Below are 25,452 nucleotides of genomic sequence, written 5' to 3' on the forward strand. Positions count from 1 at the left end.
TAAAAGAAAAAAATGGCTTTAGAAATTACAGATAGCTCATTCGCGGAAATACTTTCAAAATCAAAAGAACAACCGGTATTGGTTGATTTTTGGGCAGTATGGTGTGGACCATGTAGAACATTGGGACCAATCATCGAAGAAGTAGCAAACGATTTCGAAGGAAAAGCGGTAGTAGGAAAGGTAGATGTAGACAACAATCAGGAAATTTCTATGAAATATGGTATTAGAAATATCCCTACAGTTCTAATTTTCAGAAACGGTGAGGTTGTTGATAAAATCGTTGGAGTATCTCCAAAAGAGGTGATTGCTGAGAAATTAAGCGCACACTTATAAAAATAATTACTTTAGTAATGAACGCTTTCCGTTTTTGGAAGGCGTTTTTTTTGGAAATAATTTGCACGTAACGAAAAAAGTTGTACTTTTGCAATCACAAAAAAGAAACGACGTTCTTTAACAAGAAACAACATTTATAAAAAATTTGATCCGGTAGTTCAGCTGGTTAGAATGCCGCCCTGTCACGGCGGAGGTCGCGGGTTCGAGTCCCGTCCGGATCGCAAAAGTTTTTTTCAATTTACTTTTAAAACAAAATTGATCCGGTAGTTCAGCTGGTTAGAATGCCGCCCTGTCACGGCGGAGGTCGCGGGTTCGAGTCCCGTCCGGATCGCAAAAGTTTTCGTCAATTTACTTTTAAAACAAAATTGATCCGGTAGTTCAGCTGGTTAGAATGCCGCCCTGTCACGGCGGAGGTCGCGGGTTCGAGTCCCGTCCGGATCGCAGAAAGTTTTCATCAATTTACTTTTAAAATAAAATTGATCCGGTAGTTCAGCTGGTTAGAATGCCGCCCTGTCACGGCGGAGGTCGCGGGTTCGAGTCCCGTCCGGATCGCAAAAAAGTCTCTTATTTTTAAGAGACTTTTTTCGTTTTTAGAGTTTACTTGAAGTTTTTGACTTCATCGAATTGTACTTTTATTATTTTTTAAGGAGCTATTTGATTACATCGAAAAGTTATTTATTTTTTATTTGAAGCTATTTCCCGCTCTCCGCACTCGCTATTTTGAGATTGTATCGGCGCGGCGGCAAAGCCGCCGCGCCGATACAATCTCAAAATGAGCTCAAACAAATGCTGCGATCGGGGCTAGAAACTGCAGGTATTTATTAGAACATTGGAAACAACCACAAAGTTTGTCATACCGGAAGAACATCTATCCACAAATCTGTCCCGACTATTTTTGGATTTATAGTTAGATTAAAAAGTGGAGACAACTTCAAAATAAAATCTACTTGAATTTTAAAAACGCCTGACTTCACGCATCATTTTAAAAATATCCTTATTTTTATCAAAAACATTTGTGAAAAATAATTATTTAATATCTTGTTTGGGGTATTAAGTATTTATTTTGATTTAGAGTCTGTTTAAATTTGATTCAAACATTTAAAATTTACTGCTGATTTTTAACGCAAAGATTTATTCAACAGTGCTTAGTATAAAGTGAGCAAAGATGAATCAACAAGTTGATTTGATGAAGCGTTGTTTTCACGCTTCTCGAAGCAAATTTTATTTGCCTTTGCCTTCTAAAAATAATGCGTAATGTAAATAGAATCTTTGCGTTAAAAAGAATAACAGATTCTGTTTGAAAAGATCTTAAGTCTTTCAATGTAAAAACTTTCACTTTCAAAAAAATAGATTTTCAAACAGGTTACAAAATTTGTAATATAAAATTTAAACAGGCTCTTAATACTAATCAATTTTAATAAAATACTTTCTTCCACTAATGCATAGTATATTACCCTTTTTATTGGCTATGGTCGCTGTGATCGTGCTTTTGGAAATGTTGGCGACAAAACTCAGAGTTGCATATCCGATCATATTGGTTTTGGCAGGTCTCGCGGTGAGTTTTATTCCCGGGCTTCCTCAGGTTCGTATTAATCCGGATCTTATATTCTTTATTTTCCTTCCGCCATTACTGTGTGAAGCAGCTTGGACGGTTTCCTTTAAAGAAATGAAAAAATGGTGGCGCATCATCACGAGTTTTGCTTTTCTGGTGGTATTTTTTACGGCTTTATCGGTGGCAATAGCTGCGAATTATTTTATTCCGGGGTTCACTTTGGCTTTAGGATTTTTGTTGGGAGGAATCGTTTCTCCGCCCGATGCAGTGAGTACGGGAGCGATCATGAAGTTTGTAAAAATTCCAAAATCAACTTCTGCGATTCTTGAAGGAGAAAGTCTGCTGAATGATGCATCTTCTTTAATTATTTTCCGATTTGCATTAATTGCGGTAGGAACGGGACAATTTATCTGGCAGGAAGCCATTACAGAATTTTCGTGGATGGTTTTCAGTGGGGTAGGAATCGGTCTTTTGTTGGGATGGATATTCATGCAGGCTCATAAAAGATTACCGACAGATGCGCCTTCAGACATTGCTTTTACGCTTATTGAACCTTATATTTTGTATTGGGTCGCAGAATACTTTCACAGTTCGGGAGTTCTTGCAGTGGTTGCCGGAGGTTTATTAATGTCAAATCAGCGTTTAAAATTTTTAAATAGTACCAGCAGAATTCGGGCATACAGTGTTTGGGAAAGTTTTACTTTTATTTTAAATGGAGTCGTATTTTTAATCATCGGTCTCGAACTTCCGGAAATTACAGAAGGACTTCGATCAAAAGGAATTCCTTTGGAAACAGCCATTGGATATGGCGTTTTGGTAACCGGAGTTTTAATTTTAATCAGAATTGTGAGTTCGTATATAGCGATGTTTGCTACCATGATTTTCAGGCGTAATATTATTCAGATTTCACAAGCTAGCCGAAGAAGAAGATTCTTTTTGCCGCTTTTATTGGGTTGGACAGGGATGAGAGGCGTTGTTTCTTTGGCTGCCGCACTTACAATCCCGATACATTTGGAAAACGGGGCAGAATTTCCTCATAGAAACCTGATTTTATTTGTGACTTTCGTGGTTATTCTTCTTACGCTTTTGATGCAGGGACTTACGTTACCGTATTTTATAAAACATGGAAATCTTTTTGATAATGCTGCCATGGAAGAATCTGAGGAAACAACCAAACGAAAAGTAAAAAGCGGATTAAGAGCTGAAACCTACAAGTTCCTTCGAAATAAATACGACAACGAACTTCACGATCATGCCGGATTTAAAAAAATGCTCGATCATTGGGAAGATAAAATGAAAGCCAATGATGAAGAATGGATGAATGAAAAGGCAAAAGGGATATTCATAGAAATGCTCGAATTTCAGAGAGATTATCTCTCAGACCTTAATAAGAATCGCGAAATAGACGAAGAGGTGATCAGAGAACAGCTTTTCCTTATTGATCTGGAAGAAGAAAGGATAAGAATGCTGTAAGTTTTTAAGTTTAATTATTATTTAGAGCCTGTTTAAATTTTATATTACAAATTTTTGCAACCTTATTTGAAATATGGTTTTTATATTTTTTGAAACTGAAAGCTTTGTATTGAAAGACTTAAGATCTTTTCAAACAGAATACGTTATTCTTTTTAACGCAAAGATTCTATTTACATTACGCATTATTTTTAGAAGGCAAAGGCAAATAAAATTTGCTTCGCAAAGCGTGAAAACAACACTTCATTAAATCAACTTGTTGATTGATCTTTGCTCACTTCAATTAAAGTACTATTGAATTAAAACTTTGCGTTAAAAAATGAGCAGTAAATTTTAAAATGTTTGAATCAAATTTAAACAGACTCTTAAGCCCATAAAATTATTCTCCTGTTAAAAGTGAATTGATCGTCGTTTTTATCCTTTCTGAGAAAATGCGTGTACCATCTTCTGTCACGGTTTCCCCGTATTTTTACGGTAATTGCATTAAGTATTTTTATAATTCAATTTTAGGTCTGATATTTGTACTGGGTAGAAAAATTAATCGCCCAAGTTATTTATGAAAAACATATTTTTGAAAAAATCATTTCTATACGTACTATTCATTTCGTTAATGGTACTTTCTTGTAAAAAGGAAATAGAAAAGATAAATGATAAGATGAACGATACGGCTTCTTCTGTAACAGAAAACGAAGAAGTTGAACAAGATTCAATAAAAAAAGATTCTGTTATCCAAAAAGAATCAATACCTCCTACTATGCAGGAAGATGGTTTCTACAATGCTTTTATCCTTCCGAAGGACAAAAAGATGAGAGATTCTATCTATTCTGTTTTCAGTAAAAAATATTCTGAAAAAGAGCGTTATGCAATTTTAGCTTTAAACAGATTAGACTCAAAAAATAGATGGAATGCCGATACATTGGTTGTTCCCGCGAAAATCGACACTACTTTAATGGAATATTCACCTTTCCCGATGCAATTGGATGTATTGAGCCCGGTGAAAAAGTTTGTGGTTTTTTCGTATCCTATTCAGGCTTATGGCGTGTATTCAAACGGAAGTTTAGTAAAATGGGGACCGACAAGTATGGGTAAAAAAGCGGCTAAGACAAAAACAGGTCTTACGTTTGCGAACTGGAAAAAAACACTGGCTATTTCTACCGTAAGCAGCGAATGGAAATTACCTTATAATTTTAATATTTTTAATCTCGACGGAATTGGATGGCATCAATATGATCTTCCGGGTTATCCTGCATCGCATTCATGTTTAAGATTATTGCTGAAAGATGCAAAATGGCTGTACAGTTATGCAGATACATGGGTTTTAAATCCTGGAGGAGCAACGACAAAAGCAAAAGGAACGGCTGTTTTGGTTTACGGAGATTATGGTTGGGGTAAAAGAAAACCTTGGAGGAAATTGTTGAGCGATCCTAATGCAAATAGCGTTTCTGTAGAAGAAATGACAAAAATGATCGAACCGAATATCGAGAAAATATTAAGAGAGCAGGACAACAGAGAAAAAGTGGTAGATTCTATCAGAGCTGCAAAAGCAGTGCTTGAGCAAATGCCACAAACTCCGAAAACGGTAGCTCCTTAATTAATCTTTCTTTTCACAGTGTAAAGTAGATTCTTCGGCAAATCTTCTTAGTTTCAGCATTTCTGCTTTTCCTTTATGACGTCCGAATCTTGCAGCAGCGTAAGTGAAAGCAATACAGATCAGCATAAGGAAAGAAGCGTGAATTGCCCAAGGAAAATCGTGGCTGTTGATTTGTTTTTCGACATAATACATCGAGAAAAAAGTCATCCACAAAATCGAGAAGGAGAAATACAAAAACATAAAGAATGTCCAAACTGCGGAAACTGGGTCCAAAAACACCTCGTATCGCAGTTTTTTCGTCTTCAATTTCTATTCTTAAGGCTAATGTTGGTTTCCAATAATTGTCATATTCACTTTCTACACAAATAGTTGCGACTTCTTTGTTGATGTTTCCTGAAAATTCGTCTTTATGTTCTGCGAGATATATTTTTAAATTTTCGGCATATTCTTCTTTGGTAAGATGGGTAAACATTTTGAACCTCGGTCGGCTTCTAATCTTATCTAAAGTAGTTTCTTCTGTATTCATACGATTAATCTTGATAGGGTATTGGATCTTCTAAAGTAAAACTCAGAGTCATTTGCTTATTTTTTCTTTCAATGAGGATTTCTATTGTTTTTCCTTCTTCCGATTTCATCATTTCCATGATCTTTTGTAACGTCATATCTGCAGTTTTCCTGCCATTAATCGTGATGAGTCTGTCATCTTTCTGTAAACCCGATTTTGCACCCGGCGAATCTTTACGAACTCCCGCAATAGAAAAAATAGGTTTTAAAACAAAATTATACTGCAGACTGTTATTAATGACTTCCACTCCGCTGGATGCGTTTTCTTTATTTTTTGTGGAAAGAGTTACCATATCTTTTGTCCATTCCATGCCGTCTTGTTTGAAATCAAGACCACTCATATTAAAATGAAAAGGATCATCAAAATTTCGGTTTTTCTTTAAATATATTTTCTGATTGGCATAATCAAAAGCTACCGTAAAACGTCTCATAATATCGCCGCCGATAGAGCCTTTTCTGCTTTCAACCATATTTACATGTTGAATAGAATATTCATCGGGCATTGCCGTAAGTGGCTTTTCAAATTTATAATCACCTAAATAAAAATTGTGAATTCTGCTTCTTTTCCCGTAAACATCGCCATTGAAACCTCTTCCTAAAAAATCATCAATATTGGGACGATTATAAACGAAATCTTTAATTAAAGTAGGGAAAAGCCAAATCGGATCACTGTTTCCCAAATCGATTAATAATTTCGAACTTTTTCGGTCCTTGGTCATTTCTACATCAGCAAAGATGTAAGGTTTATTTCTTTCGATACTGATATTAAGTTCACTGAAATTTCTTACTTTTTTCTTAAATAAAGTTTCATCATTATAAATAGTGATTTTCTTTGATGCATAATCGATGACAACAGGGTGATTCTTAAAAAAATGATACCCGATGATACCGTTTACCGGAATTCCTACATGTGAAGAAATATTAAAATCCTGATCTACAATAATATAAAGCGACAGAGAATAGTTTACATAATCTTTTCCGCTTCTTGCAATATTATTTTCTGAAATAAAACCATCGATACTCGCACTTCCGCCCAAACCGGAAAACTTTATTTTTTCGAGATTGGTAAGTTGTAATTCCGTGTTTTCCAGACTGAAAAGGGAGGTTTCTGCAACGCCTGTATCAAGTAAAAATGTGAGATTTACACCGTTGATAGTAATAGGAATAAAAATTAAATTACTGATTAATTTAAAAGGAATTACCGTTTTTTTTGCATCCTGAACTTCAAATGAATTTTGAGCATTCATAAAAATGCTTATAAAAAAAATCCAAAAAAAATACTTCAGTTTCATTTACTGAATTTACTGAATTTATCCTTATCATAAATAAAAAACATTCCCAAAATTGAGAATGCTTGTCTATTTTATAGTGAATTAAAATAAAAAATTAACTTTTCGTAAAATTATTTCGAAAAGAAATCCATCAGATCCATGTAATTTTTCTGGTTCACGCCATGTCCGCTCATGTATTCTCTGAAAGTAAAATAACAGCTCAAATCATACAGCAGATCCGCCGCTTTTTTGCCCCATTCAAAAGGAATTACAGCGTCATCAGTTCCGTGAGAAACGAAGAAACGAAGTCTCTCTAGTTTTTTCTTGTCTTTTATAATATCAGTTAATAATTTTTCTTCAGGATAACTGCTTAAACAAGCCACAAGATTGAACATTTCAGGATATTTCAACGCCAAAGCATAACATAAAATCCCCCCCTGACTGAAACCGCAAAGATGAGTTTTTCCTTCTGTGATTCCGTAATGATTTACTATTTTTAAAATGTTTTCCAAAACGCTGTTCAACGATTCCGTTGCCTGTGGAAGATCTATAAAGTTATCAGGATTGTTAAAATCTATGTCATACCAAGAATATCCCTCAAACTGGGTTTCTCTCGGTGCTCTGAAACTCACAATAATCCAGTCTTTAGGAAGCGTTTCTCTAAAGCTGAAAAGGTCTTGCTCATTGCTGCCATAACCATGAAGCAGAAAAAGGATAGAGGTATTTGGAGTAATATTTTCGGGTTCTCTTACGATGTAATCTAAATTCATAAAGCAAAGATAAAATAATAATGATTTATTTTAATGAGTAGTATCAAAATGAGACCAATTGAAATATTGTGACAATTTGTCTAATTCTACATCCTTGAATCTTGAAATATTTACACAGAAATTACGTTATATACATTTATTGATTTGATATTATTTGCAAATCATTGTTGGAAAATTTTCATAAAAGTTATTTTTATATTGATAAAAAACCTATATTTGAAACATTAAAAATCTATTTGGAGAAATGAAGCAATTTTACAAATCAAAAAGTTTACTTAGACTTTCTTTTTTATTCGCCGTATTATTTTCAGTACTTTCAGTTGTTACTTCTTGTAAAGATGACGACGAGGACGAATATACGGATCACATTGTTCAGTTTGAAGCAAAAATCAATAACGGAACAGGTACAGGAACAGGTGCTTTTCAAGCTGTTGTTACTCAAGTAGGAACTGCTCAGGCGACAACTTTTAACCCTACAGGATTAACCTGGACGAGTGGTGAGCAATTTATCAGCTCAAGCCAGTCTCAGTTGAATTTGTCTGCAAACGCAGTTCTTCCGAATACCGATTCTAAATTGACGGTTAATATTTGGATTGATGGTGAGATTGCTAAAACAATGACTGTTAATGGTAATGGTTCTAATGTAGTAAGTGTTGCAGTGGCTCACAGCTTCTTAGAATTATAAGAAATTAGTTTACTTAAAAATATAAAAGATCGTCTGAAAAGATGATCTTTTTTTGTGTCTATTAGTAAAAAAATAATTGCGCGAAATTGAAAATTTCGCGCAATCTTTTATATTATTAATCTGTTTAAACGAATAAAAACTTAACCACAAATATTATGATATTAAAAATAAAATCCAAGATTTTTAAAAACTAAAGTGTTCTTATTTGTAGTTTAATAATATCTTAAGACCTCTAATGTGGTAAAATCTTTGTGTCAAAAGTAAAAATTAAATCACTTTTACAATAAAGTAACTTTTCTTACCTTTTTGCAGCAGCAAAAACTTTCCATCGATTAAATCAGACTCGTTTGCAGTATAAACATCGTTGATTTTTTCTTTGTTTACAGAGATTGCATTTCCTTTCAATTCTCTTGTTGCTTCGCTTTTAGATTTCAGAAAACCTGATTTTTCGGAAAGAAGATCAACGATATTCACTCCCAAAACATCCGATTTTGCGACTTCTTTTTGTGGAACTCCGTCAAAAATTTCCAGAAAAATTTCTTCATCAAGACTTACCAGATCTTCTGCTGTAGAACGTCCGAAAAGAATTTCAGAAGCTTTCAGAGCTTTTTCATACTCTTCTCTTCCATGAACCCAAACAGTGACTTCTTCAGCCAATTTCTTCTGAAGTTTTCTTTCGTGCGGGGCTGTTTTGTGCTCTTCCACTAAGGCATCAATTTCTTCTTTGCTTAAAAAAGTATAAAATTTGATGAATCTTTCAGCATCATCATCCGTTGCATTCAGCCAAAATTGGTAGAATTTGTAAGGTGAAGTTTTCTTACGGTCTAGCCAATAGTTTTCTCCGCTTTCAGACTTTCCGAATTTCGAACCGTCTGCTTTTGTAATCAAAGGAACTGTTAATGCAAAAGCTTCTCCTTTAGCTTTTCTACGAATCAATTCTGTACCAGTAGTGATGTTTCCCCATTGGTCAGAACCGCCCATTTGAAGCTTCACATTATTATTTTGGTATAAATGCAAAAAATCATATCCCTGAATCAGTTGGTACGTAAATTCCGTAAAGCTCATTCCGTCAACACTTGCGTCTCCTGAAAGTCTTTTCTTCACAGAATCCTTTGCCATCATATAATTTACGGTAATATTTTTCCCTACGTTTTTAGCAAAATCAAGGAAAGAAATATTTTTCATCCAGTCGTAATTGTTCACCAATTCCGCTTTGTTGGTTTCATTACCATCAAAATTTAAAAATCTTGAAAGCTGGTTTTTTAAGCACTCCACATAATGCAGAAGCGTTTCTTCGTCCAAAAGATTTCTCTCTGCAGACTTTCCGGAAGGATCACCAATCATCCCTGTAGCGCCACCTACCAAAGCAATCGGTTTGTGACCGTGCTGTTGAAAATGAGCCAAAATTTTAATCTGAATAAGACTTCCGATATGTAAAGAATCTGCGGTAGGATCGAACCCGATATAGGCAGTTGTCATTTCCTTATCCAGTTGCTCATCCGTTCCGGGCATCATGTCGGCAAAAAGCCCGCGCCATTTCAGTTCTTCAATAAAAGAGTTCATTATTTTTAACTTTAAAATTTAATGTGCAAAGATAATAAATTCAGGGTTATAAAGGTGGGAAGCAGAAAAGGGAAATGTGCGAATATTTTCAGGAGCTTTGATTACATCGAAAAGCTGTTTTGTTTTTTTTATTTGAAGCTTTTTCCCGCTTTCTGCTGTATCTTTTTGGTTACGGTCTCCGCTTCGCTCCGTCCGCAACCAAAAAGGATGTCGCGACAATCGGGGCTAGGAACTTGCGACTGATAACATATACTATAAAACTAAACCTTCAAGGTTTTTAAAACCTTGAAGGTTTGATGAAAATAAAGCCAATTCACATATTGTTCTTTTCTACAAAATCAATTATATTTGTTACTAATGAACGACGAACAATTATTCCTGCTCATCAGCAACGCAAAAATAAAAGACCAGAAAGCGCAGACCAAGCTCATCAACATTTTTTGGGTTGATGTTTTTTCTTTTGTGATGAAAAAAGTGAGGGATGAAAACGATGCAGACGAAATCACGGTAAATGTTTTCTCAAAAGTTTTGTCGAAATTGGATATGTACGACCCGCATTTCCAGTTTAAAACATGGGTTTTAACGATTGCTCAAAATACAATCATCGATTTTTGGAGGAAAAAAGCAAGGGAAAATCAAGATCCGACGGAAAATTTAGATGAGGTAAAAAATCAGTACGCAAAATCTCCTGAAGAACTAATGATTTCCGATGAAGAACAGAAGAAAATCATTAAAACAATTGAATCTTTGGATGCCAATTATCAGGATATTATTAAATTAAGATTTTTCGAGGAAAAAAGTATTAAAGAAATCGCTGAAGAACTGGGAATTTCCGTTGCCAACACCAAAGTTCGTGTGATGCGCGCCAAAAAAGTTCTAGCGGAACTGTTGAAAAATAATGACTTTGATGATATTGATTATAAATAAAAATCAACTTTTGTCTTAGGGAAAGTAAGAATTTTCCTTGATTTTTCCATATGCCTGTTTTGTAGATTAATTTTCACTCCTTTTTTTATAAAACTTTCACTTTCATCTTTACCGTTTTCAGGATCGTTAGTATTTTCAACTTCTTTTGTATAAAGAATTTGTCCCGTGGATAGATTAAAATCTATCGTTTTCCAAAACTCAAATACTTTTCCGGATTCTGAAATATGTCCGATAAGCTCAAAATGACCGTTTTGAAATCTATATTTATCAGTATTTCCCCATCTCCAATTACTTCCTCCGTAATCTTGAATAATTAAAATATAGTTAAATCAGAATAAAATGTCACAAATCTGCGTAAATAAAAAGCTCTTCTGGTGTATATCCGAATTTTCTTCTTATGCTTTTTGCTTGTGCCCACTTTTTTTCAATTGGATTTAGGTCTGGACTGTAAGGCGGAAGAAATAGCAAAATATGACTTTGTTCTTGAACCTTCAATAGAGCATCTTCTCTTTTGTGAAAAGTAGCATTATCCAGCACAATAACTGAATTAGGAGCAATAGAAGGTAACAATTCTTGCGTAAGCCAGGCGAAGAATACATCAGCATCTATATTACAATTGAATAAGCAAACATTGAATAGTTTGAAGTCCGTTATTGCTCCGATAGCATTTACCCTTCCTCTGGCATGCCAATCTTTACTTGCATAACATTTTTCTCCTTTTTGACTGTAACCATTTTCTCTTGGCATATCTAATGCAAAGCCACTTTCATCCAGATAAATAATAGATCGTTTTTCTATAAACTCGTATCGGAATAATTTTAATTGAAAGATAAGCCTAGAGAGTTGATCAGTTTTTGGATGGAATAGCGTTTTTTTTATTACTTATTCCCAAACGCTTTAAAGCATAGAATATCGTGCTTTGACCTACTCCAAATTTCTTGGCTCGTTCATATTGGTAATGGTCAGGGTTTTCTACAACATCTTGTCGTAAAGCTTCGACATCAACTTTTGTTGATGGTTTGTTGCGTTTTATTTTGGGCTCTATACAATTATTCCATCTGAAAAGTGTTCTTATTGGAACGCCAAATCGTTCACTGGCTTCTTGATAAGTAAGATTGTCTTGATCTTTAATCTTAAATAATTGCTTGCGAAAATCTATTGAATAGCACATGCTCAAAGATATAAAATATTATGACAAATTATAATGATTTAACTATACCATTTTTAATGGTTGTACTTTGATAAGGATCGCCCATTACTCCTCCTTCATCACTTCGATAAATTGCATTTCTGGATTTTTCTAAAACCGTCCATTTATTATTAACTTTTTTCAAAATCTGAATTTCGCGAATATCCCCAGAATCTTTGCCAGTCGGAATATTATAAATAATTACTTTTTCAGGAACTTTATCGCCATCTAAATCACCTTCAACCATTTCATTAACATTTGAACCTTTCGGTTGAAATTCTTTTTGAGCAAAACAAAATATACTGAAAATAAGAGCTAAAAAACAAAATGTAGTCTTCATGAAAAAATATTGATCCTTAAAATTACGAAATTATCTGTTTCATCAATGCCTGTCTTTGATTGTTTCGATAAAAAATTCACTAACTTTGAACCTCAATTTGAGAAATAAATGGAGAATTTAGTTCAAGATACAACCGTTCAAAAACCAAAATGGATTCGTGTAAAACTTCCTACAGGTAAAAATTACAGAGAATTAAGGACTTTGGTTGATAAATATAAATTAAATACGATTTGCCAAAGCGGAAGCTGCCCAAACATGGGAGAATGTTGGGGAGAAGGTACAGCCACTTTCATGATTCTTGGGAATATCTGTACGAGAAGCTGTGGATTTTGTGGTGTAAAAACCGGAAAACCGCTTGACGTAAACTGGGATGAACCTGAAAAAGTAGCCCGTTCGATCAAATTAATGAAAATCAAACACGCCGTTTTAACTTCGGTTGACCGTGATGATTTGAAAGATATGGGTTCAATTCTTTGGGGTGAAACAGTGAATGCTGTAAGAAGAATTTCTCCGGGAACAACCATGGAAACTTTGATTCCTGATTTCCAAGGACTGACAAAACACCTTGACAGAATGGTAGATGTTGCACCGGAAGTGATCTCTCACAACATGGAAACGGTAAAACGTCTGACAAGAGAAGTGAGAATTCAGGCAAAATACGAAAGAAGTCTTGAGGTATTAAGATATTTAAAAGAAGCAGGGCAAAATCGTACAAAAACCGGATTAATGCTTGGTTTGGGAGAAGAAAAGCATGAAGTTTTTCAGACGATTGAAGACATCAGAAATGCCAATGTAGATGTTATTACAATGGGGCAGTATTTGCAGCCGACGAAAAAACATTTACCCGTAAAAAAATTCATTACACCGGAAGAGTTTGATGAATTCGGGGATTTTGCAAGAAGTTTAGGCTTCAGACATGTTGAAAGTTCGCCTTTGGTGAGAAGTTTCTTACCACGCAGAAAAACATATTCATTAAAAATATAAATCGCTTCAATTTTTGGAGCGATTTTTTTTTATTGTCATTGCGAGGAGTGAAGCTAGCCTGTGCTGAGTTTGTCGAAGTAAAGCATAGGCGTTTGGTTGTCATTCCGTAGGAATCTAAGCAGTGATTTTAAAATTTTATCTCTAATAAATTCGCTTAGATTCCTACGGAATGACAAACTTTGTGTGTTGTATAAAAAGCTTTAGTAAAAAGTGAGATTAATTAAAAAAAAGCACAAAAATCTTTGTACATCTGTGAAATCAGTGGGAGAAAATAATTATTCCACCTTACTCAAATGTTTTTTCTTAAATGCAGAAGGAGTTTCACCAATGTATTTTTTAAATAATTTATTAAAATAAGAAAGGCTTTCAAAACCCACCTGAAAACACACATCTGTTATGCAGGAATTTTGCAGAAGCAACAATTTCGCCTGATTAATTCTGTAATTATTCACAAAATCGGTGAACGTCATATTCGTTTGTTTTTTGAAGTAGCGACAAAAAGCGGGAGTGCTTAAACTCACATTTTCAGCGATAATATTTACATTCGGATTTTTATCATAATTCTCGTGAATGTAGTCGTAGATGGTTCCCATTCGGATTTTGTCATTCAGAAACCATTTAATTCGGGTATCTTCATCATTCAATTCTTTCACTTCATTTGAATTAGCGAGAATCTGTAAAATTTCGATCAAACCGATAAAAGATGCGAAGGATTTTTCATTTTTTATCTGATGAAGTTTTTCGACCACTATTTTCTTCGTTTCTCCCGAAAATGATAAACCAAGGTAAGAACGATCCAGCAATTTTTTAATATCATCAAATTCAGGAATCGGAAAAATAAGTTCGTGGAGAAAATTTTCACGCATTTGAAGCACCAATTGCTTGCATTCTGTCTGAATCCGATAATCAAAATTAAGATGCGGAACATTTGCACCAATCAACAACAGATCACTTTCCTTAAAATCAGAAATGTTTTTTCCGACATGGCGGATTCCGTTTGAAGCTTCTACGTAAACGAGCTCTATTTCAGGGTGATAATGCCAAAAAAAACAATTTTTCAGAGAGGGAGAAAACAGCTTGAAAGATTTACCTTCTTCAAACTCAATGATTTCTTTCTGGATTTTCATTATGTTCTCATTTGATTAATAATTAATTTAAATTTAATTAAAAAGGTTAATACAGAGCAAATTTATATCATTTCTGTTAAAGTATAAATGATTATTTCTATCGAATTTTGCACTTTCAAAAGATGGAATTAATTATTCCTTCTAAAAATAAACAAAAGGAACTAAAAATGAAGATAGATAAAAGAATTATCCCTTTGGCAATAGGCGGTTTGGGAATCGGGACTACCGAATTTACGATTATGGGATTGCTTCCGGATGTGGCAAGAAGTCTGCAGATCAGTATTCCTGAAGCGGGACATTTAATTTCTGCCTATGCTTTTGGAGTTGTGGTCGGAGCGCCGCTTTTAATAGGATATTCTGTGAAATTTCCTCCTAAAAAGGTTTTGATGGCGTTGATGGTGATTTTTACATTATTCAATGCGTTGTCTGCTATTGCACCGGGTTATAACACCATGTTGGTTATCCGTTTTCTGTCAGGACTTCCTCATGGAGCATTTTTTGGAGTGGGAACGGTGGTTGCGACCAGAATGGCGGCAAAAGGGAAGGAGGCATTTTATATTTCATTAATGTTTACGGGACTTACCGTTGCCAATCTTGCGATGGTTCCTTTGGTAACATACATTGGGCACGCTTTCCATTGGAGATGGTATTTTGCGATTGTTGCAGTGATTGGGTTGGTTGCTTTGGCTTTTATAAAATTTTGGCTTCCTGCTTTAGAAACGAATCCGGACACGCATTTTATGGAAGAACTGAAATTTCTGAAGAAAAAACAGGCGTGGTTGGTTTTGATGATTACGGCGATTGGTTTTGGCGGACTTTTCACTTGGTTTAGTTATATAACTCCTTTGATGACTGTTATTTCAGGGATAAAAGAAAGTCAGATGGCTTACGTGATGATTCTCGCAGGAGCCGGAATGGTGGTAGGAAATCTTGTTGGAGGATATTTGTCGGACAGATTGAGTCCTGAAAAAACGTGTGTTTTACTCTTATTTTTAATGATGTTTTCTTTGGGAGGTGTATTTTTCCTTTCAGAATATCAGAATGTATCATTGGTTTTAACATTTATTTGTGGAGCATTATCAATGTCTGTGGCGGCGCCGATTAATATTATGATGATGAAAGCAGCACCGAAAAGTGAAATGATGGCTGCAGCATTTATGCAGGCGGCTTTCAACTGTGCCAATGCAATGGGAGCATTTTTGGGCGGAATTCCTTTGGAAAAAGGATATTCTTTCAATTATCCTTCGTTGGTAGGTGTTTTTATGACCCTTATCGGGTTGATTATTGCTTTCAGATATAAACAATTATACAGTTCTCAAGTACCGAATAAAGAAGAAATTAATAATGCTATTTCTTGATTAATAAAAATAAATAGGCTGTTTCAAACGAGGCAGCCTGTTTTTCTTAATTATTTAAAATAAAAAAGACTGCCATAAGACAGTCCTCAGTTGTTTTTATAATAAGCTGATTACGCTTCTACTTCATTACCGTTTTTGCACCAATAGAGAGCATTGTAAAGATTTTCTTTTGGAAAAGATTTAAATTCTCCCGGCATTAAAACGCTAAAAATATCTGTGAAATTCTGAACTCCTTCTTTGTCTGTGACAATGGCGGTTTCTGTTCCAATTGGTTAAATTTTTTAATCCCAAAAGCGCATCCTGAAACCATGCCCCAATTGTAAAATTATCAAGATCAGTATCCAGATACAATAAGTAATTCAGTTCATTGTACTGATCTACTTTTGATTTTACGTGTGGAACAACAAGGTTTTCAAAATCTTCTTTCGTCACTTCGCCCGTTGCATTGAAAGCCACAACATTCTCCGGAGCATCTGGAATAATCGTTATCATATCATTATTTTTAATTTGGTTTGGTTTTAGGATGAAAACAAAAATTAAACCATTATTTAATTTTTTATGAATGGAAAGGCGTAATTATTGATTATTTACAGAAAAATTATCCTATGAATCTTAAATCTAACGAACCTTTTTGGCTTTTAAAAAACGGATTGATTGCTTCATATCCTTCTTTAAAATCAAACGAAGAATGTGATGTTTTAGTGATCGGAGGCGGAATTACCGGAAGCTTAATTGCCCATCAAATGGTAACGGAAGGCTACAAAACGATTCTTATCGATAAACGTGAAATCTGTAACGGAAGTACTTCGGCGACAACTTCAATGCTTCAATACGAAATCGATGTTCCTCTTTTTGAATTGATTGAACAAATTGGCGAAAAAGGAGCGGTGGAAAGCTATAAAGCATGTTCGGATTCTATTGATACGATTGAAAAACTTTCAAAAGAAATTAAATCAACTTCAGGTTTTAAAAGAAAAAAATCACTGTATTATGCTTCGAAAAAGAAAGATGTTGAATGGTTAAAAAAAGAATATAAAGCGAGAAAAGATGCTGGTTTTGATGTTAAATGGCTTGAATCGAAAGATATTTTAAAGCAATTTGGTTTTGAAAATACGTTTGGCGGAATTTTGTCTAAACAAGGCGCAAGTATCGATGCATTCAAGTTTTCTCATGAATTATTTAAATTAAATGAAAAAGAAGGTTTGCAAATTTTCGATAAAACGGAAATGACAAAAGTTGAATATTTTAAGGGATATAACTTGGTTACAGTTGATTCCGGATTTGAGATTAAGGCTAAAAAAATAATTTACTGTATCGGATACGAAAGTAAAAACCTCATCAAAGAAAATTTTGTCAATTTAAAAAGTACCTACGCAATCGTCTCTGAAATCGATCACGATAAATTCAAAAACATCACCAACACATTGGTCTGGAACACCGATGAACCTTACATGTACATGCGTACAACCGATGACGGAAGGCTTTTAATCGGTGGTGGCGACGAAGATTTCTATGATGCCGAAAAACGGGATAATCTTCTTGATAAAAAAGAAAAAGAAATTTTAAAAACCTTAAAAAAAATAAAACCCGACTATCATTTCTACACAGATTTTGTCTGGGCAGGAACTTTCGGGGAAACAAAAGATGGACTTCCTTACATCGGCGATCATAAAAATTTTAAGAATTCTTACTTTGTTCTTGGCTTCGGAGGAAACGGAATTACATTTTCCGTTACAGGAATGGAAATGGCATCCCAATTTATGAAAGGTAAAAAACATCTTCTTTCAAGATATTTTAAGTTTGGAAGATAGATTAAAAGAGAAAGCGGCATTTCCCAATGGAAATGCCGCTTTACAACTATAAAAATTCATGGTTATAGTTTTTAATCACATCACGTTTTAGATATAAAAAATTGGTGACTTCAAAATTTTCGGTTACCAATAAAATTTCTAACAATTTATAGGCTGTATCCGTTTTTCTTAGCCAGTTCATGAACCGATTTTTCAATTGCTTTTCCAAGATCATCAGAATCTGAACTTCCGCGTTTTTTCATTTCTGCATCGATGAAATCTTGTCTTTTTTTCGACAATTCTTCAATTTCTTTCTGAATTTTATCTCGATCAGCAGACTTTTGAGTGACAATTTTCTGAATTTCCGTTTTGCTTTTTCCCTTTAATTCAGAAGGCAATTCCTCTTGTCTAATGGTTGAAATATAGCCTTGATCTTTCTCTGCTTTATCCACCAAATCCCAATGATCGTTTTTGTAAGCATTCTTTTTCGACTTTGCCACCGTTCTTTCCACAGCATTGGAAGCCGATTGTACTTCTGCGTTTTCATCTTGGGCAATTTGTTTGCTTTTATATTCAGAACCACGAGTTTCCGTAGTAAATGTAGGTGTCATTCAGCTTTGCATTACATTCGGAAATTCTCACGTCATAAGGCGTTTCAATGTAAATTACTTTTCTGTCGCTGTCGATATTGAAGTATTTTCCGTCTCCCAACGAAGCTCCGTTTTGCCAGAAAGTTTGAATTCCTTCATTTCTGTCACCACAGAAAATGGTATTGGTATAAATATTCTTCTTTTTTGCACCTGAAATCACTTCTTGATACTTGATTTTTCCCTGATCAAAAGATTCATTTCCTGCGATATAAATCAGTTTCATACTTTTATCATTTCCATCCCAATTTAGATTCATGGAAGCATCACGAATTACCGCACCGCAATATTCACTTCCGCCGTTGGTTCTCAAAGCAAACAATTTTTCTGAAATTAAATCTAAATCCTGAGTCAATGGAGCAACCTGTCGGATGTAATTTTCATCTTTCAGTCCGTCATTTCCGTATTCGTACAAAGCAATTTCTACTTGTGGCGCTTTTCCGTTATATTTTAAGGTAGTCAGCGTATTCACAATGTTCCAAAGTCTGGATTTTGCCTGATCGATCAGTCCATCCATACTGTTGGAAGTGTCCAGAAGCAACGCAACTTGAATTTTATTTTCTTTCAAAATATCATCAGAAGGCTTTGTCTGAACAATAATTTGAGGTTCTTTTTTATCCGTGGCTTTAGCTCCACAGCTTAGATTAGGTACATTGGGACTTAAAAAAGCTGCGCCCAATACGAGTGTTAAAATTTTTGTAGTCATTGTAGTATTTTTTTTAGTTATCTGCTGTAATATTGTATTTGTAAATCCTTTGGATATTTTATTTCGTAGGAGAAATTTATTTTTTCTGAGCCTCCGCTGCTTACTGTTCTGTTCCAGAGCAGACTTCCGGTCTTATCATCATAATTTCCGCCATTAATGTCTGTTGCTTTCACCGAAATTTTAGAATTCTCACTGATTGGAAGCTGGTCGAGAATTTCCAGATTGATACTTTCTTTTGTATTATTTCTGATATCGATCTGATACTTTTCTGTTTCCGATTTATTAGAATTGTAGGTTTTTTGAGATGTTTTATCTTCTAATTTTGTTCTTTTTACAACAATTCTTTCATCTACGCCCAGAGAAATCGGGAATTCATCTTTTATATAATTACTCATGATAGTAGTTTTTCCGATATAATTATCTTCAAAATAAATATTGGCTTCTCCTGAAATAAGATTAAGATTCTGCCAGTTTTTAACAAATGCCATGAGAAAAACCTGGTTGCTGAGTTTGGGAACTGTGTGATATTTGTAAGTGGCATCGACTTGTTTTTTATCGAGAATTACATACTGTTCTTTTTCCTGACTTATAATATTCTGGCTGTATTTTAATTCATACAAAATATTCATCTGGCTTTCGGAAACGGTCGCAACAGGAATCTGGCTCGGTTTTGCAGCTTCATCTCGCATTTGATAAGAATTCATTTTTGCAGCGCTTTCTTTCAGTTTATAATCCTGTGTTTCGGCTTGTGCATTATAGGGAGAATATTCTGCTACATAAAGTGGCGACAAAATTGGTCGGTTTTGATTATATGAAGGTCTGTACGTTGACACAAAAAGCTTTATATTATTCCAATTCTGACCTGTTTTCTGATAAATTTTTCCTTTATAAACAATTTCCAGTGGATTTTTTACAGATTCTGCTCTCAGATCATAAGTAGGAATCCATCCGGCATTGGCAACGATATAACTTATTCCAAGGTTTAAATTAATTTCGTTTTCGGCTAATATTTCCAATAAAAGTTCCTTGGTATTTGCACTTTGATGAGGTTGGTTTTCTGCAAATGTTTGATTGATTTTTGCAACGCCTTCATCGAAATTACTTTTCTGTTCATTGAGAAGAAAAACTTCATTATCAATTTCAAGCATTCTTTTTCTGTAAAATTCAGTAAGCTTTATCAATTGTTTTTGTGGAGTTTCTCTGTCATTGGTTGAAATTTTCAGATTATCATTGATGATCTTTTTTTCGCCTTCGAGAGTATTAATTTTAATACTTAACAGATCTGCCTGTCTTTGGATTTTCTTTTTTTCAATATCAAGTTTCTTGTCACTCTCAGACATTTCACCGTTTTTTAAAACAGCCGTTTGTGGAGTGATAGAAAGAAGGGTTGTATTTTTTTCAAGATTAATTTTATACGTATTTTCATCAAGATCATTCGGAAGGTTGGTGATTCTTACCATGTTTTTTCCTTTCTGAAGACTCACATTAGTACTCCCGAAAACTTTAGCGCCCTGCAAAAATACAGTGGCCTGTTTTACATCGATTTCTTTCTTTATTTCCTGGGCTTTAAAAACTGAAGCGCAGAATATAAGAAGTATTACAAAGTGTTTCATAGTTTATTATTTATCTTTCTTGAAATAAAATTACACCTAATCAGAAGCCGATTTTTGGAGACTTGGTGAAGTTGAACTTTGACTTGGTGAAGATTGTAGCGAAGAAAAAAAGACAGCCTTTTCAAACTGTCTTTATCTATTTTTAAAGGATTTCGTATTTTGTTTTAATGCTGTATTTCAGCTTGATGTTTTCGATATTGTCAAACGAAAAATCAATTCCTGCATCTGCAGTTTCGAGCTGTACATTGCTTAGTCTTGCAGATTTATAAGCCATCGGAACAACGGTATCACTCATATAATCTTCAATTTCTACGATTTCAAGAGGAGTTCCTGCTTTTTTACCGATACTTTCCAACAGATAATCTGCTTTTGCTTTTGCCGCTTTCAATGCGTTGATCTTAACGGTTTTTCTAAAGTCTGCGATTTTTGTGTTCTTTACTTCAGAAATGTTTAAAGTCGTTATCCATTTTTGATTTAAATCTTCGAAAAGCTTACTCACATTGGTTTTAGCATTTACTTTAAACTGAAAACTCTTCGTAAATTTTGCTGTTTTTGAATATAAATTCTGATACATCGATTTAAACTTAATATCTTCGTTTTTCACTCCATTGCTTTTCAAGGTTTCAAACAACAGTTTTTCGTTGTCGGCAAGCTGGTTTTTATTGTCGCCTTTTATTCCGACGTTGAAAATAATTTCGTCCGGCTCTACTTCCATTTCGGCAACTCCCGTTACTTCAATTGAATTTTTCTTGATTTCCTGTGCGTTGATCAGACTTCCAAATGTTACTAATCCGATCAATAAAAAATGTCTCAATTTCATAATTTCCTTTTTTAATTTTAAACTTCTAGAGTAAAATTACTATGATTTAAAACCAAAAATCGGGAGACTTGGTGAAAAGGAAGTTTGACTTGGTGAAATGATGAAAATAAAAAACAGTTCAAAAAGAACTGTTATCTGTTGGTCAAAATGATTGATTTTCCGCTTCTGGTGACGAGTTTTTTCACTTCCGAAAAAAGCTTTGTCTTTATAATAAGTTCATCCTCATTTTCCGAAATATGATAAGTGTTTGATGTAAAAAGGGCATCATTGATATAATGCTCAAACAATTTAGTAGAATCAGATTTATGAACGGAGTAAAAATCAACTTTATAATTATCGAATCCGGTCTGATAATATTTATAAATGATTTTTTCGTTGAGGTCGCTCGAAATGATTTTGGTTTCAATAAAATCGCTTTGCTCAAGAAACGAGCAACTGTTCAGTAACAGAACAGAGAAGAATAAAAAGTAAAAATGTTTTTTCATGGTTATGGTGTGTTTACAAATTTAATCATTGCTAATCTGTTGATTGTTAACTCAGTTTCAATTTGTGTTAAGGTTTTGTGAGCAGGTTTAAATTTTTAACTTCTCCATTGGGAGTTACTAAAATATAATTGTTGATTTCCTTGGCTTCAGTTTTCTTTTCTTTCTCCTTTTCGCGGTTAATCGTAAGTTTTATCTCATACATCACCTGAATTACGGGTTCATGAATCACAGGATTGATCACAAAATCAAATTCTTTATCCAAAATAGGTTGGTAATAGGACGTTGTTGCCTTATTCACTTGATTTACATTGGCCATTTTATTCAATGCCAGTGAAGAACTGTTATACGCTTCGTAAGATTTATACATTTCTGTGGGAAGAGCGGTTCTGTAGCCATCACTGATATTTTTCGTTGCGGTAGTAAAGCTTTCTCCTAATATGGTTTCGAAATTTTTTACTTTTTCCTGTAATGCAAGTTTTGCTTTATTCATCAGTTCTTTTCTGATATTTTCGATAGTGCTGGAAAAATAATCAACACGAACCAGATCATAGATTTCATTTTTGGATAAAATAGAAATGAAATCATTGAGCTGAGAAGGATTTGTAAACTTAATATGTAAATTTTTCTTCAGCTCAAATCCGGCAGGAACTTCATTGTACGTTTTTTTACTGAATATTTTTTTCTCCACATTATATTGATAAACAGGGACAAAAGAAATCATATCAACGTAGGTTTCGGCGGCTTTATTAAGTTTTATTTGAGCTAAAGAAGTATTGATACGTTTATCCATCAATTCATTCACTTCCTCCGCACTTTCACCTATTTGAGTAATGCTGAAAATGGCAACATATTGCTCGGCTTTTACATTGGCCAATCCTTTTACGGTAATGATATTTTCGTTGACGACAGGAGTTGCGATACTGATATTATTATCCGAATACTGAACCTGATTTCTATAATTAATATTTCCTGAAACCTGTGAAAATGAAAGTTGAAAGAATAAAACGGATGCTAATAATGTAATGTTTTTCATGATAATTAAGTTTGAATTATGGCACAAACTTAGCCTCATAATCACAGCACGAAACAGGAAACTTGGTGAATCGGGAATTTCACTTGGTGAATAGTTTTTTACAGATTATATATATGTATATCTTTGTTTTATGAAAATATTTCATCTTTTTACGATCTTCTTATTAATGATTTTTGGGAATATTGCATATTCTCAAACAACAAATACTGCGTGGGAAGTTCAGAATCAAAGTAAAAAATTGCAAAAAGCAGTTGATAATAAAGATGAAAACGCACAAGCCGATTCTTATTACAACATCGGTGAAACATTTTTCAATGGCGGGAATTTCCAGAAAAGTGAAGAATATTATACAAAAGCAAAAACGATCTACGAGAAATTAAATGATAAACCCAATATCGAAAAAACGAGTAGAAAATTAGCTCAATCTCAGGAAAAACAGAATAAAATTTCACCCGCAATCAGTAATTACAGCCGAGCCGCAGAAGTAAGTTATTCTAAAAGTAAAACGGTTAATTCTAACGATGCAGTAAGGCTTTCAACAAATTCTGCTGAAACTAAAGAAGAGGCAATTCTTAGCAATATTCAACTCAACGAGAAGGATAAAGACAAAGGCGATTTGGCAGCAGGTTACAGCCAAATGGCGGATGTGAATATTCAGCAGAACAATATTCCAAAAGCGGAGGAAAACCTGAATAATGCTTATAAAATTTCCAAGAAAGGAGCTCCTCAACAGGCGTTGGAAATTAATAAAAAGCTTACGGATTTTTATGTTGATAATAAAAACTTTGATAAAGCCATTGAAGCTCAGAAAAAGGTGTTGAAGGAAGATTTTGTTAAAGATAATTCTGAGGAAAAAGTCAATCAGATTCAGGAATTAGCAGATATTTATATTAAGAAAAATGATATTGGTGAAGCTATTAATTTATTAAAAAAATCCTACGGAATTGCGCTTGAAAAAGGGCATACACTGGAAGCTCAAAAGAGCGTTAAAAAACTAGACAGTCTTTATAATGTATCAAAAAATACAGAGGCATCGGTTCAGTTGTATCGTGATTTTCTCGGAAAATTGCCTGATTTGGTTTCAAAGGACAGAAGTTTGGTCGATAATAAAATTCTGGAAGATACGGAGCAGAGAATTACTCAATTGGAACAGGAAAAAAAGCTGAAAGATGAGTTAATCCGAAAGAAAAATGTCTTTAATTACAGCTTAATTGTGGCTTTGATTATACTAATTGGTTTGATTATTTTCATTTTCAGAACCTTAAAAAAAGTTCAGATCAAGAACAAAAAAATTGCGTTGCAGTCGCTTCGTCGTGAGATGAATCCGCATTTTATTTTTAACAGCTTAAATTCTGTGAATCATTTCATTGCCATGAATAATGAACTGGAAGCGAATCAATATTTAACCAAATTTTCAAAGCTAATGCGCGGTGTGATGGAAAATTCTACCGACGATTTTATTCCGTTTCAGCAGGAACTGGATTTGCTTCAGAATTATTTAGCATTAGAAAAAACGCGTTTCACAGATAAATTCGATTATGAAATTGAGGTCGACGAAAGCCTGAATACGCAAAGCCTGAAAGTTCCGGGAATGCTTGTACAGCCGTTTCTGGAAAATGCAATATGGCACGGACTTCGTTACAGAACCACGAAAGGATTTCTCAAATTAAGTTTTGAAAAAGGAAATCAACATCTTAAAATCACGATCGAAGACAACGGAATCGGAATTGAGGAAAGCAAAAAATTGAAAACGGAACATCAGAAAAACAGAGAAGGTCGCGGCATGAAAAATACGCTGGAAAGAATTCAGTTGCTGAATGATTTGTATAAAAAAGAAATCACTTGCTCGATTAAGAATAAAGAAAATAATTCCGGAGTTTTGGTTGAGGTGAAAATTAATTTAACGTAAAAATACAATGAAGAAAATTTTATTACTGATTATTTTGTCTTTCGTAAATATTATTAATGCTCAGGAAATCGAATCTGTTCGTTTTGAAAATATTGTAAAGACTTTAAAATTGAATAAATCAAGAATTAAAAATGAGTTTTGCACAGAAAAGAAAATGCCGAATGCGGAAGATTCTTACATTGTTGTGATTCCGATTTTAGTAGGAGAATATGAAGAAGATTTTTTCACAATCAAAAATTATATCTTGATTACTGATGAAAAAGGAAGTATTAAAAACCAATATCTTGATCCGCGAGAAATTACTTCGGATGCTATAAGGTTGTATAGCTTAGTTATAGACACCGGTTTGTATACGATCGGTTCAAATATCCGGGCTTTTGGATTGAAAGTTATTTTCGAAGGAAGCAGCAGACCAAATCCGTATTCTTCGGAAGATATTTCCCTGTATTATCCTTCTGGAAAAACATTTAAAAAAGTTCTTAATGAGTTTAATTTGAGCTCGAGCAGTGGAGAATGGGATACCAATTGTGCGGGAGAATTTGAAGATGAAACTTCTGTAATTATGCTTGACAAGACAAAAACAAATAATTTCACCGACCTTAAAATCAAGACCAAAATAACCGCTACAATAAATAAAGTAGTGAATGATGACTGCAAAAATGAAGAAAAAGTAAGGACGACTTTTAAAATCTTAAAATTCAACAACGGAATTTACAAATAAAGCT

The 25,452-nt window shown here is 34.1% G+C and carries 24 protein-coding genes, 4 tRNA genes and 1 pseudogene; 14 read left to right on the forward strand and 15 right to left on the reverse strand.

Features of this window, described 5'->3' with window-relative positions; all coding sequences use genetic code 11:
- Positions 1 to 12: 12 nt before the first annotated feature.
- The 7 genes from trxA to J3D55_RS07895 all read left to right on the forward strand — a co-directional run bounded on the left by trxA (position 13) and on the right by J3D55_RS07895 (position 4,946).
- A complete protein-coding gene (gene trxA / locus J3D55_RS07865; protein ID WP_259130163.1) occupies positions 13 to 333 on the forward strand; it encodes a thioredoxin in 321 nt (106 codons plus the stop codon).
- A 147-nt stretch (positions 334 to 480) separates the two neighbouring features.
- Positions 481 to 554, forward strand: a tRNA-Asp gene (locus J3D55_RS07870).
- Positions 555 to 590: 36 nt separating this feature from the next.
- Positions 591 to 664, forward strand: a tRNA-Asp gene (locus tag J3D55_RS07875).
- A 36-nt stretch (positions 665 to 700) separates the two neighbouring features.
- Positions 701 to 774: transfer RNA gene (locus J3D55_RS07880), tRNA-Asp, on the forward strand.
- A gap of 37 nt (positions 775 to 811) precedes the next feature.
- Positions 812 to 885: transfer RNA gene (locus J3D55_RS07885), tRNA-Asp, on the forward strand.
- A gap of 886 nt (positions 886 to 1,771) precedes the next feature.
- A complete protein-coding gene (locus J3D55_RS07890) occupies positions 1,772 to 3,358 on the forward strand; it encodes a Na+/H+ antiporter (RefSeq protein ID WP_259130165.1) in 1,587 nt (528 codons plus the stop codon).
- 568 nt (positions 3,359 to 3,926) lie between these two features.
- Positions 3,927 to 4,946: a L,D-transpeptidase gene (locus J3D55_RS07895; RefSeq protein ID WP_259130167.1), complete on the forward strand. Its 1,020-nt coding sequence runs from the start codon at positions 3,927 to 3,929 to the stop codon at positions 4,944 to 4,946.
- On the opposite strand, the gene J3D55_RS07900 is transcribed toward J3D55_RS07895, so the two are convergent.
- From J3D55_RS07900 to J3D55_RS07910, 3 genes are all read right to left on the reverse strand, one after another.
- The gene (locus tag J3D55_RS07900) at positions 4,947 to 5,219 is read right to left on the reverse strand and encodes a hypothetical protein (RefSeq protein WP_259130169.1); all 273 of its coding nucleotides are present in this window, start codon (positions 5,217 to 5,219) and stop codon (positions 4,947 to 4,949) included.
- A 257-nt stretch (positions 5,220 to 5,476) separates the two neighbouring features.
- Entirely contained in the window at positions 5,477 to 6,757 is a 1,281-nt protein-coding gene (locus J3D55_RS07905; protein WP_259130172.1) for a PDZ domain-containing protein, read from the reverse strand.
- 155 nt (positions 6,758 to 6,912) lie between these two features.
- Positions 6,913 to 7,551, reverse strand: coding sequence for an alpha/beta hydrolase (locus tag J3D55_RS07910; RefSeq protein ID WP_259130174.1), 639 nt, complete (start codon positions 7,549 to 7,551; stop codon positions 6,913 to 6,915).
- Between the two features lie 244 nt (positions 7,552 to 7,795).
- Between J3D55_RS07910 and J3D55_RS07915 the strand changes: the two genes are divergently transcribed.
- Complete coding sequence (locus tag J3D55_RS07915) at positions 7,796 to 8,236, forward strand: hypothetical protein (protein WP_259130175.1); 441 nt, start codon at positions 7,796 to 7,798, stop codon at positions 8,234 to 8,236.
- Positions 8,237 to 8,503: 267 nt separating this feature from the next.
- Here the strand turns inward: J3D55_RS07915 and tyrS are convergent, their stop codons facing one another.
- Positions 8,504 to 9,799: a tyrosine--tRNA ligase gene (gene tyrS / locus J3D55_RS07920; protein WP_259130177.1), complete on the reverse strand. Its 1,296-nt coding sequence runs from the start codon at positions 9,797 to 9,799 to the stop codon at positions 8,504 to 8,506.
- Positions 9,800 to 10,156: 357 nt separating this feature from the next.
- Between tyrS and J3D55_RS07925 the strand changes: the two genes are divergently transcribed.
- Positions 10,157 to 10,726 (forward strand): RNA polymerase sigma factor, encoded by a 570-nt coding sequence (locus J3D55_RS07925; RefSeq protein ID WP_259130179.1) that lies wholly within the window; start codon positions 10,157 to 10,159, stop codon positions 10,724 to 10,726.
- A 342-nt stretch (positions 10,727 to 11,068) separates the two neighbouring features.
- On the opposite strand, the gene J3D55_RS07930 is transcribed toward J3D55_RS07925, so the two are convergent.
- The 3 genes from J3D55_RS07930 to J3D55_RS07940 are packed head-to-tail and all read right to left on the reverse strand — an operon-like array spanning position 11,069 to position 12,255.
- Complete coding sequence (locus J3D55_RS07930) at positions 11,069 to 11,605, reverse strand: transposase (RefSeq protein ID WP_310467481.1); 537 nt, start codon at positions 11,603 to 11,605, stop codon at positions 11,069 to 11,071.
- A complete protein-coding gene (locus J3D55_RS07935) occupies positions 11,574 to 11,897 on the reverse strand; it encodes an IS630 transposase-related protein (protein ID WP_259127766.1) in 324 nt (107 codons plus the stop codon). Before J3D55_RS07935 ends, J3D55_RS07930 begins: the two co-directional genes overlap by 32 nt.
- 28 nt (positions 11,898 to 11,925) lie before the next feature.
- Positions 11,926 to 12,255 (reverse strand): hypothetical protein, encoded by a 330-nt coding sequence (locus tag J3D55_RS07940; protein WP_259130180.1) that lies wholly within the window; start codon positions 12,253 to 12,255, stop codon positions 11,926 to 11,928.
- 108 nt (positions 12,256 to 12,363) lie between these two features.
- On the opposite strand from J3D55_RS07940, the pseudogene lipA reads away from it, so the two are divergent.
- Positions 12,364 to 13,231: pseudogene (lipA, locus tag J3D55_RS07945) on the forward strand (lipoyl synthase).
- A 283-nt stretch (positions 13,232 to 13,514) separates the two neighbouring features.
- Here lipA and J3D55_RS07950 read toward each other — a convergent pair.
- A complete protein-coding gene (locus J3D55_RS07950; RefSeq protein WP_259130182.1) occupies positions 13,515 to 14,366 on the reverse strand; it encodes an AraC family transcriptional regulator in 852 nt (283 codons plus the stop codon).
- A gap of 167 nt (positions 14,367 to 14,533) precedes the next feature.
- Here J3D55_RS07950 and J3D55_RS07955 point away from each other — a divergent pair, with 167 nt between their 5' ends.
- On the forward strand, positions 14,534 to 15,724 hold the full coding sequence (locus J3D55_RS07955; RefSeq protein WP_259130183.1) for an MFS transporter: 1,191 nt from the start codon (positions 14,534 to 14,536) through the stop codon (positions 15,722 to 15,724).
- Between the two features lie 204 nt (positions 15,725 to 15,928).
- On the opposite strand, the gene J3D55_RS07960 is transcribed toward J3D55_RS07955, so the two are convergent.
- A complete protein-coding gene (locus J3D55_RS07960; RefSeq protein ID WP_310466863.1) occupies positions 15,929 to 16,216 on the reverse strand; it encodes a SpoIIAA family protein in 288 nt (95 codons plus the stop codon).
- A gap of 113 nt (positions 16,217 to 16,329) precedes the next feature.
- Between J3D55_RS07960 and J3D55_RS07965 the strand changes: the two genes are divergently transcribed.
- A complete protein-coding gene (locus J3D55_RS07965) occupies positions 16,330 to 17,535 on the forward strand; it encodes an NAD(P)/FAD-dependent oxidoreductase (RefSeq protein ID WP_259130186.1) in 1,206 nt (401 codons plus the stop codon).
- A gap of 146 nt (positions 17,536 to 17,681) precedes the next feature.
- Here the strand turns inward: J3D55_RS07965 and J3D55_RS07970 are convergent, their stop codons facing one another.
- From J3D55_RS07970 to J3D55_RS07995, 6 genes are all read right to left on the reverse strand, one after another.
- Entirely contained in the window at positions 17,682 to 18,125 is a 444-nt protein-coding gene (locus J3D55_RS07970) for a hypothetical protein (RefSeq protein WP_259130187.1), read from the reverse strand.
- The gene (locus J3D55_RS07975) at positions 18,088 to 18,867 is read right to left on the reverse strand and encodes a VWA domain-containing protein (protein WP_259130189.1); all 780 of its coding nucleotides are present in this window, start codon (positions 18,865 to 18,867) and stop codon (positions 18,088 to 18,090) included. Before J3D55_RS07975 ends, J3D55_RS07970 begins: the two co-directional genes overlap by 38 nt.
- A gap of 17 nt (positions 18,868 to 18,884) precedes the next feature.
- Positions 18,885 to 20,480, reverse strand: coding sequence for a DUF4139 domain-containing protein (locus tag J3D55_RS07980; RefSeq protein WP_259130190.1), 1,596 nt, complete (start codon positions 20,478 to 20,480; stop codon positions 18,885 to 18,887).
- A 142-nt stretch (positions 20,481 to 20,622) separates the two neighbouring features.
- Complete coding sequence (locus J3D55_RS07985) at positions 20,623 to 21,300, reverse strand: SIMPL domain-containing protein (RefSeq protein WP_259130192.1); 678 nt, start codon at positions 21,298 to 21,300, stop codon at positions 20,623 to 20,625.
- Between the two features lie 131 nt (positions 21,301 to 21,431).
- Complete coding sequence (locus tag J3D55_RS07990) at positions 21,432 to 21,785, reverse strand: hypothetical protein (RefSeq protein WP_259130194.1); 354 nt, start codon at positions 21,783 to 21,785, stop codon at positions 21,432 to 21,434.
- A 67-nt stretch (positions 21,786 to 21,852) separates the two neighbouring features.
- Positions 21,853 to 22,818 (reverse strand): SIMPL domain-containing protein, encoded by a 966-nt coding sequence (locus J3D55_RS07995; protein WP_259130197.1) that lies wholly within the window; start codon positions 22,816 to 22,818, stop codon positions 21,853 to 21,855.
- Positions 22,819 to 22,948: 130 nt separating this feature from the next.
- On the opposite strand from J3D55_RS07995, the gene J3D55_RS08000 reads away from it, so the two are divergent.
- The gene (locus J3D55_RS08000) at positions 22,949 to 24,727 is read left to right on the forward strand and encodes a tetratricopeptide repeat-containing sensor histidine kinase (protein WP_259130199.1); all 1,779 of its coding nucleotides are present in this window, start codon (positions 22,949 to 22,951) and stop codon (positions 24,725 to 24,727) included.
- Positions 24,728 to 24,734: 7 nt separating this feature from the next.
- Positions 24,735 to 25,448, forward strand: a complete 714-nt coding sequence (locus J3D55_RS08005; RefSeq protein WP_259130201.1) for a PA3715 family protein — start codon at positions 24,735 to 24,737, stop codon at positions 25,446 to 25,448.
- Positions 25,449 to 25,452 lie beyond the last annotated feature (4 nt).

Origin of the sequence: Chryseobacterium ginsenosidimutans (assembly GCF_024807225.1) — a bacterium.
GTDB classification, from domain to species: domain Bacteria; phylum Bacteroidota; class Bacteroidia; order Flavobacteriales; family Weeksellaceae; genus Chryseobacterium; species Chryseobacterium ginsenosidimutans.

Coding starts and splice junctions, on each gene's coding strand:
- J3D55_RS07960 (WP_310466863.1), bottom strand. CDS start 16,216: ATGATAACGATTATTCCAGATGCTCCGGAGAATGTTGTGGCTTTCAAT.
- trxA (WP_259130163.1), top strand. CDS start 13: ATGGCTTTAGAAATTACAGATAGCTCATTCGCGGAAATACTTTCAAAA.
- J3D55_RS07980 (WP_259130190.1), bottom strand. CDS start 20,480: ATGAAACACTTTGTAATACTTCTTATATTCTGCGCTTCAGTTTTTAAA.
- tyrS (WP_259130177.1), bottom strand. CDS start 9,799: ATGAACTCTTTTATTGAAGAACTGAAATGGCGCGGGCTTTTTGCCGAC.
- J3D55_RS07940 (WP_259130180.1), bottom strand. CDS start 12,255: ATGAAGACTACATTTTGTTTTTTAGCTCTTATTTTCAGTATATTTTGT.
- J3D55_RS07905 (WP_259130172.1), bottom strand. CDS start 6,757: ATGAATGCTCAAAATTCATTTGAAGTTCAGGATGCAAAAAAAACGGTA.
- J3D55_RS07925 (WP_259130179.1), top strand. CDS start 10,157: ATGAACGACGAACAATTATTCCTGCTCATCAGCAACGCAAAAATAAAA.
- J3D55_RS08005 (WP_259130201.1), top strand. CDS start 24,735: ATGAAGAAAATTTTATTACTGATTATTTTGTCTTTCGTAAATATTATT.
- J3D55_RS07970 (WP_259130187.1), bottom strand. CDS start 18,125: ATGACACCTACATTTACTACGGAAACTCGTGGTTCTGAATATAAAAGC.
- J3D55_RS07975 (WP_259130189.1), bottom strand. CDS start 18,867: ATGACTACAAAAATTTTAACACTCGTATTGGGCGCAGCTTTTTTAAGT.
- J3D55_RS07950 (WP_259130182.1), bottom strand. CDS start 14,366: ATGAAAATCCAGAAAGAAATCATTGAGTTTGAAGAAGGTAAATCTTTC.
- J3D55_RS07965 (WP_259130186.1), top strand. CDS start 16,330: ATGAATCTTAAATCTAACGAACCTTTTTGGCTTTTAAAAAACGGATTG.
- J3D55_RS07890 (WP_259130165.1), top strand. CDS start 1,772: ATGCATAGTATATTACCCTTTTTATTGGCTATGGTCGCTGTGATCGTG.
- J3D55_RS07910 (WP_259130174.1), bottom strand. CDS start 7,551: ATGAATTTAGATTACATCGTAAGAGAACCCGAAAATATTACTCCAAAT.
- J3D55_RS07935 (WP_259127766.1), bottom strand. CDS start 11,897: ATGTGCTATTCAATAGATTTTCGCAAGCAATTATTTAAGATTAAAGAT.
- J3D55_RS07995 (WP_259130197.1), bottom strand. CDS start 22,818: ATGAAAAACATTACATTATTAGCATCCGTTTTATTCTTTCAACTTTCA.
- J3D55_RS07990 (WP_259130194.1), bottom strand. CDS start 21,785: ATGAAAAAACATTTTTACTTTTTATTCTTCTCTGTTCTGTTACTGAAC.
- J3D55_RS07955 (WP_259130183.1), top strand. CDS start 14,534: ATGAAGATAGATAAAAGAATTATCCCTTTGGCAATAGGCGGTTTGGGA.
- J3D55_RS08000 (WP_259130199.1), top strand. CDS start 22,949: ATGAAAATATTTCATCTTTTTACGATCTTCTTATTAATGATTTTTGGG.
- J3D55_RS07915 (WP_259130175.1), top strand. CDS start 7,796: ATGAAGCAATTTTACAAATCAAAAAGTTTACTTAGACTTTCTTTTTTA.
- J3D55_RS07985 (WP_259130192.1), bottom strand. CDS start 21,300: ATGAAATTGAGACATTTTTTATTGATCGGATTAGTAACATTTGGAAGT.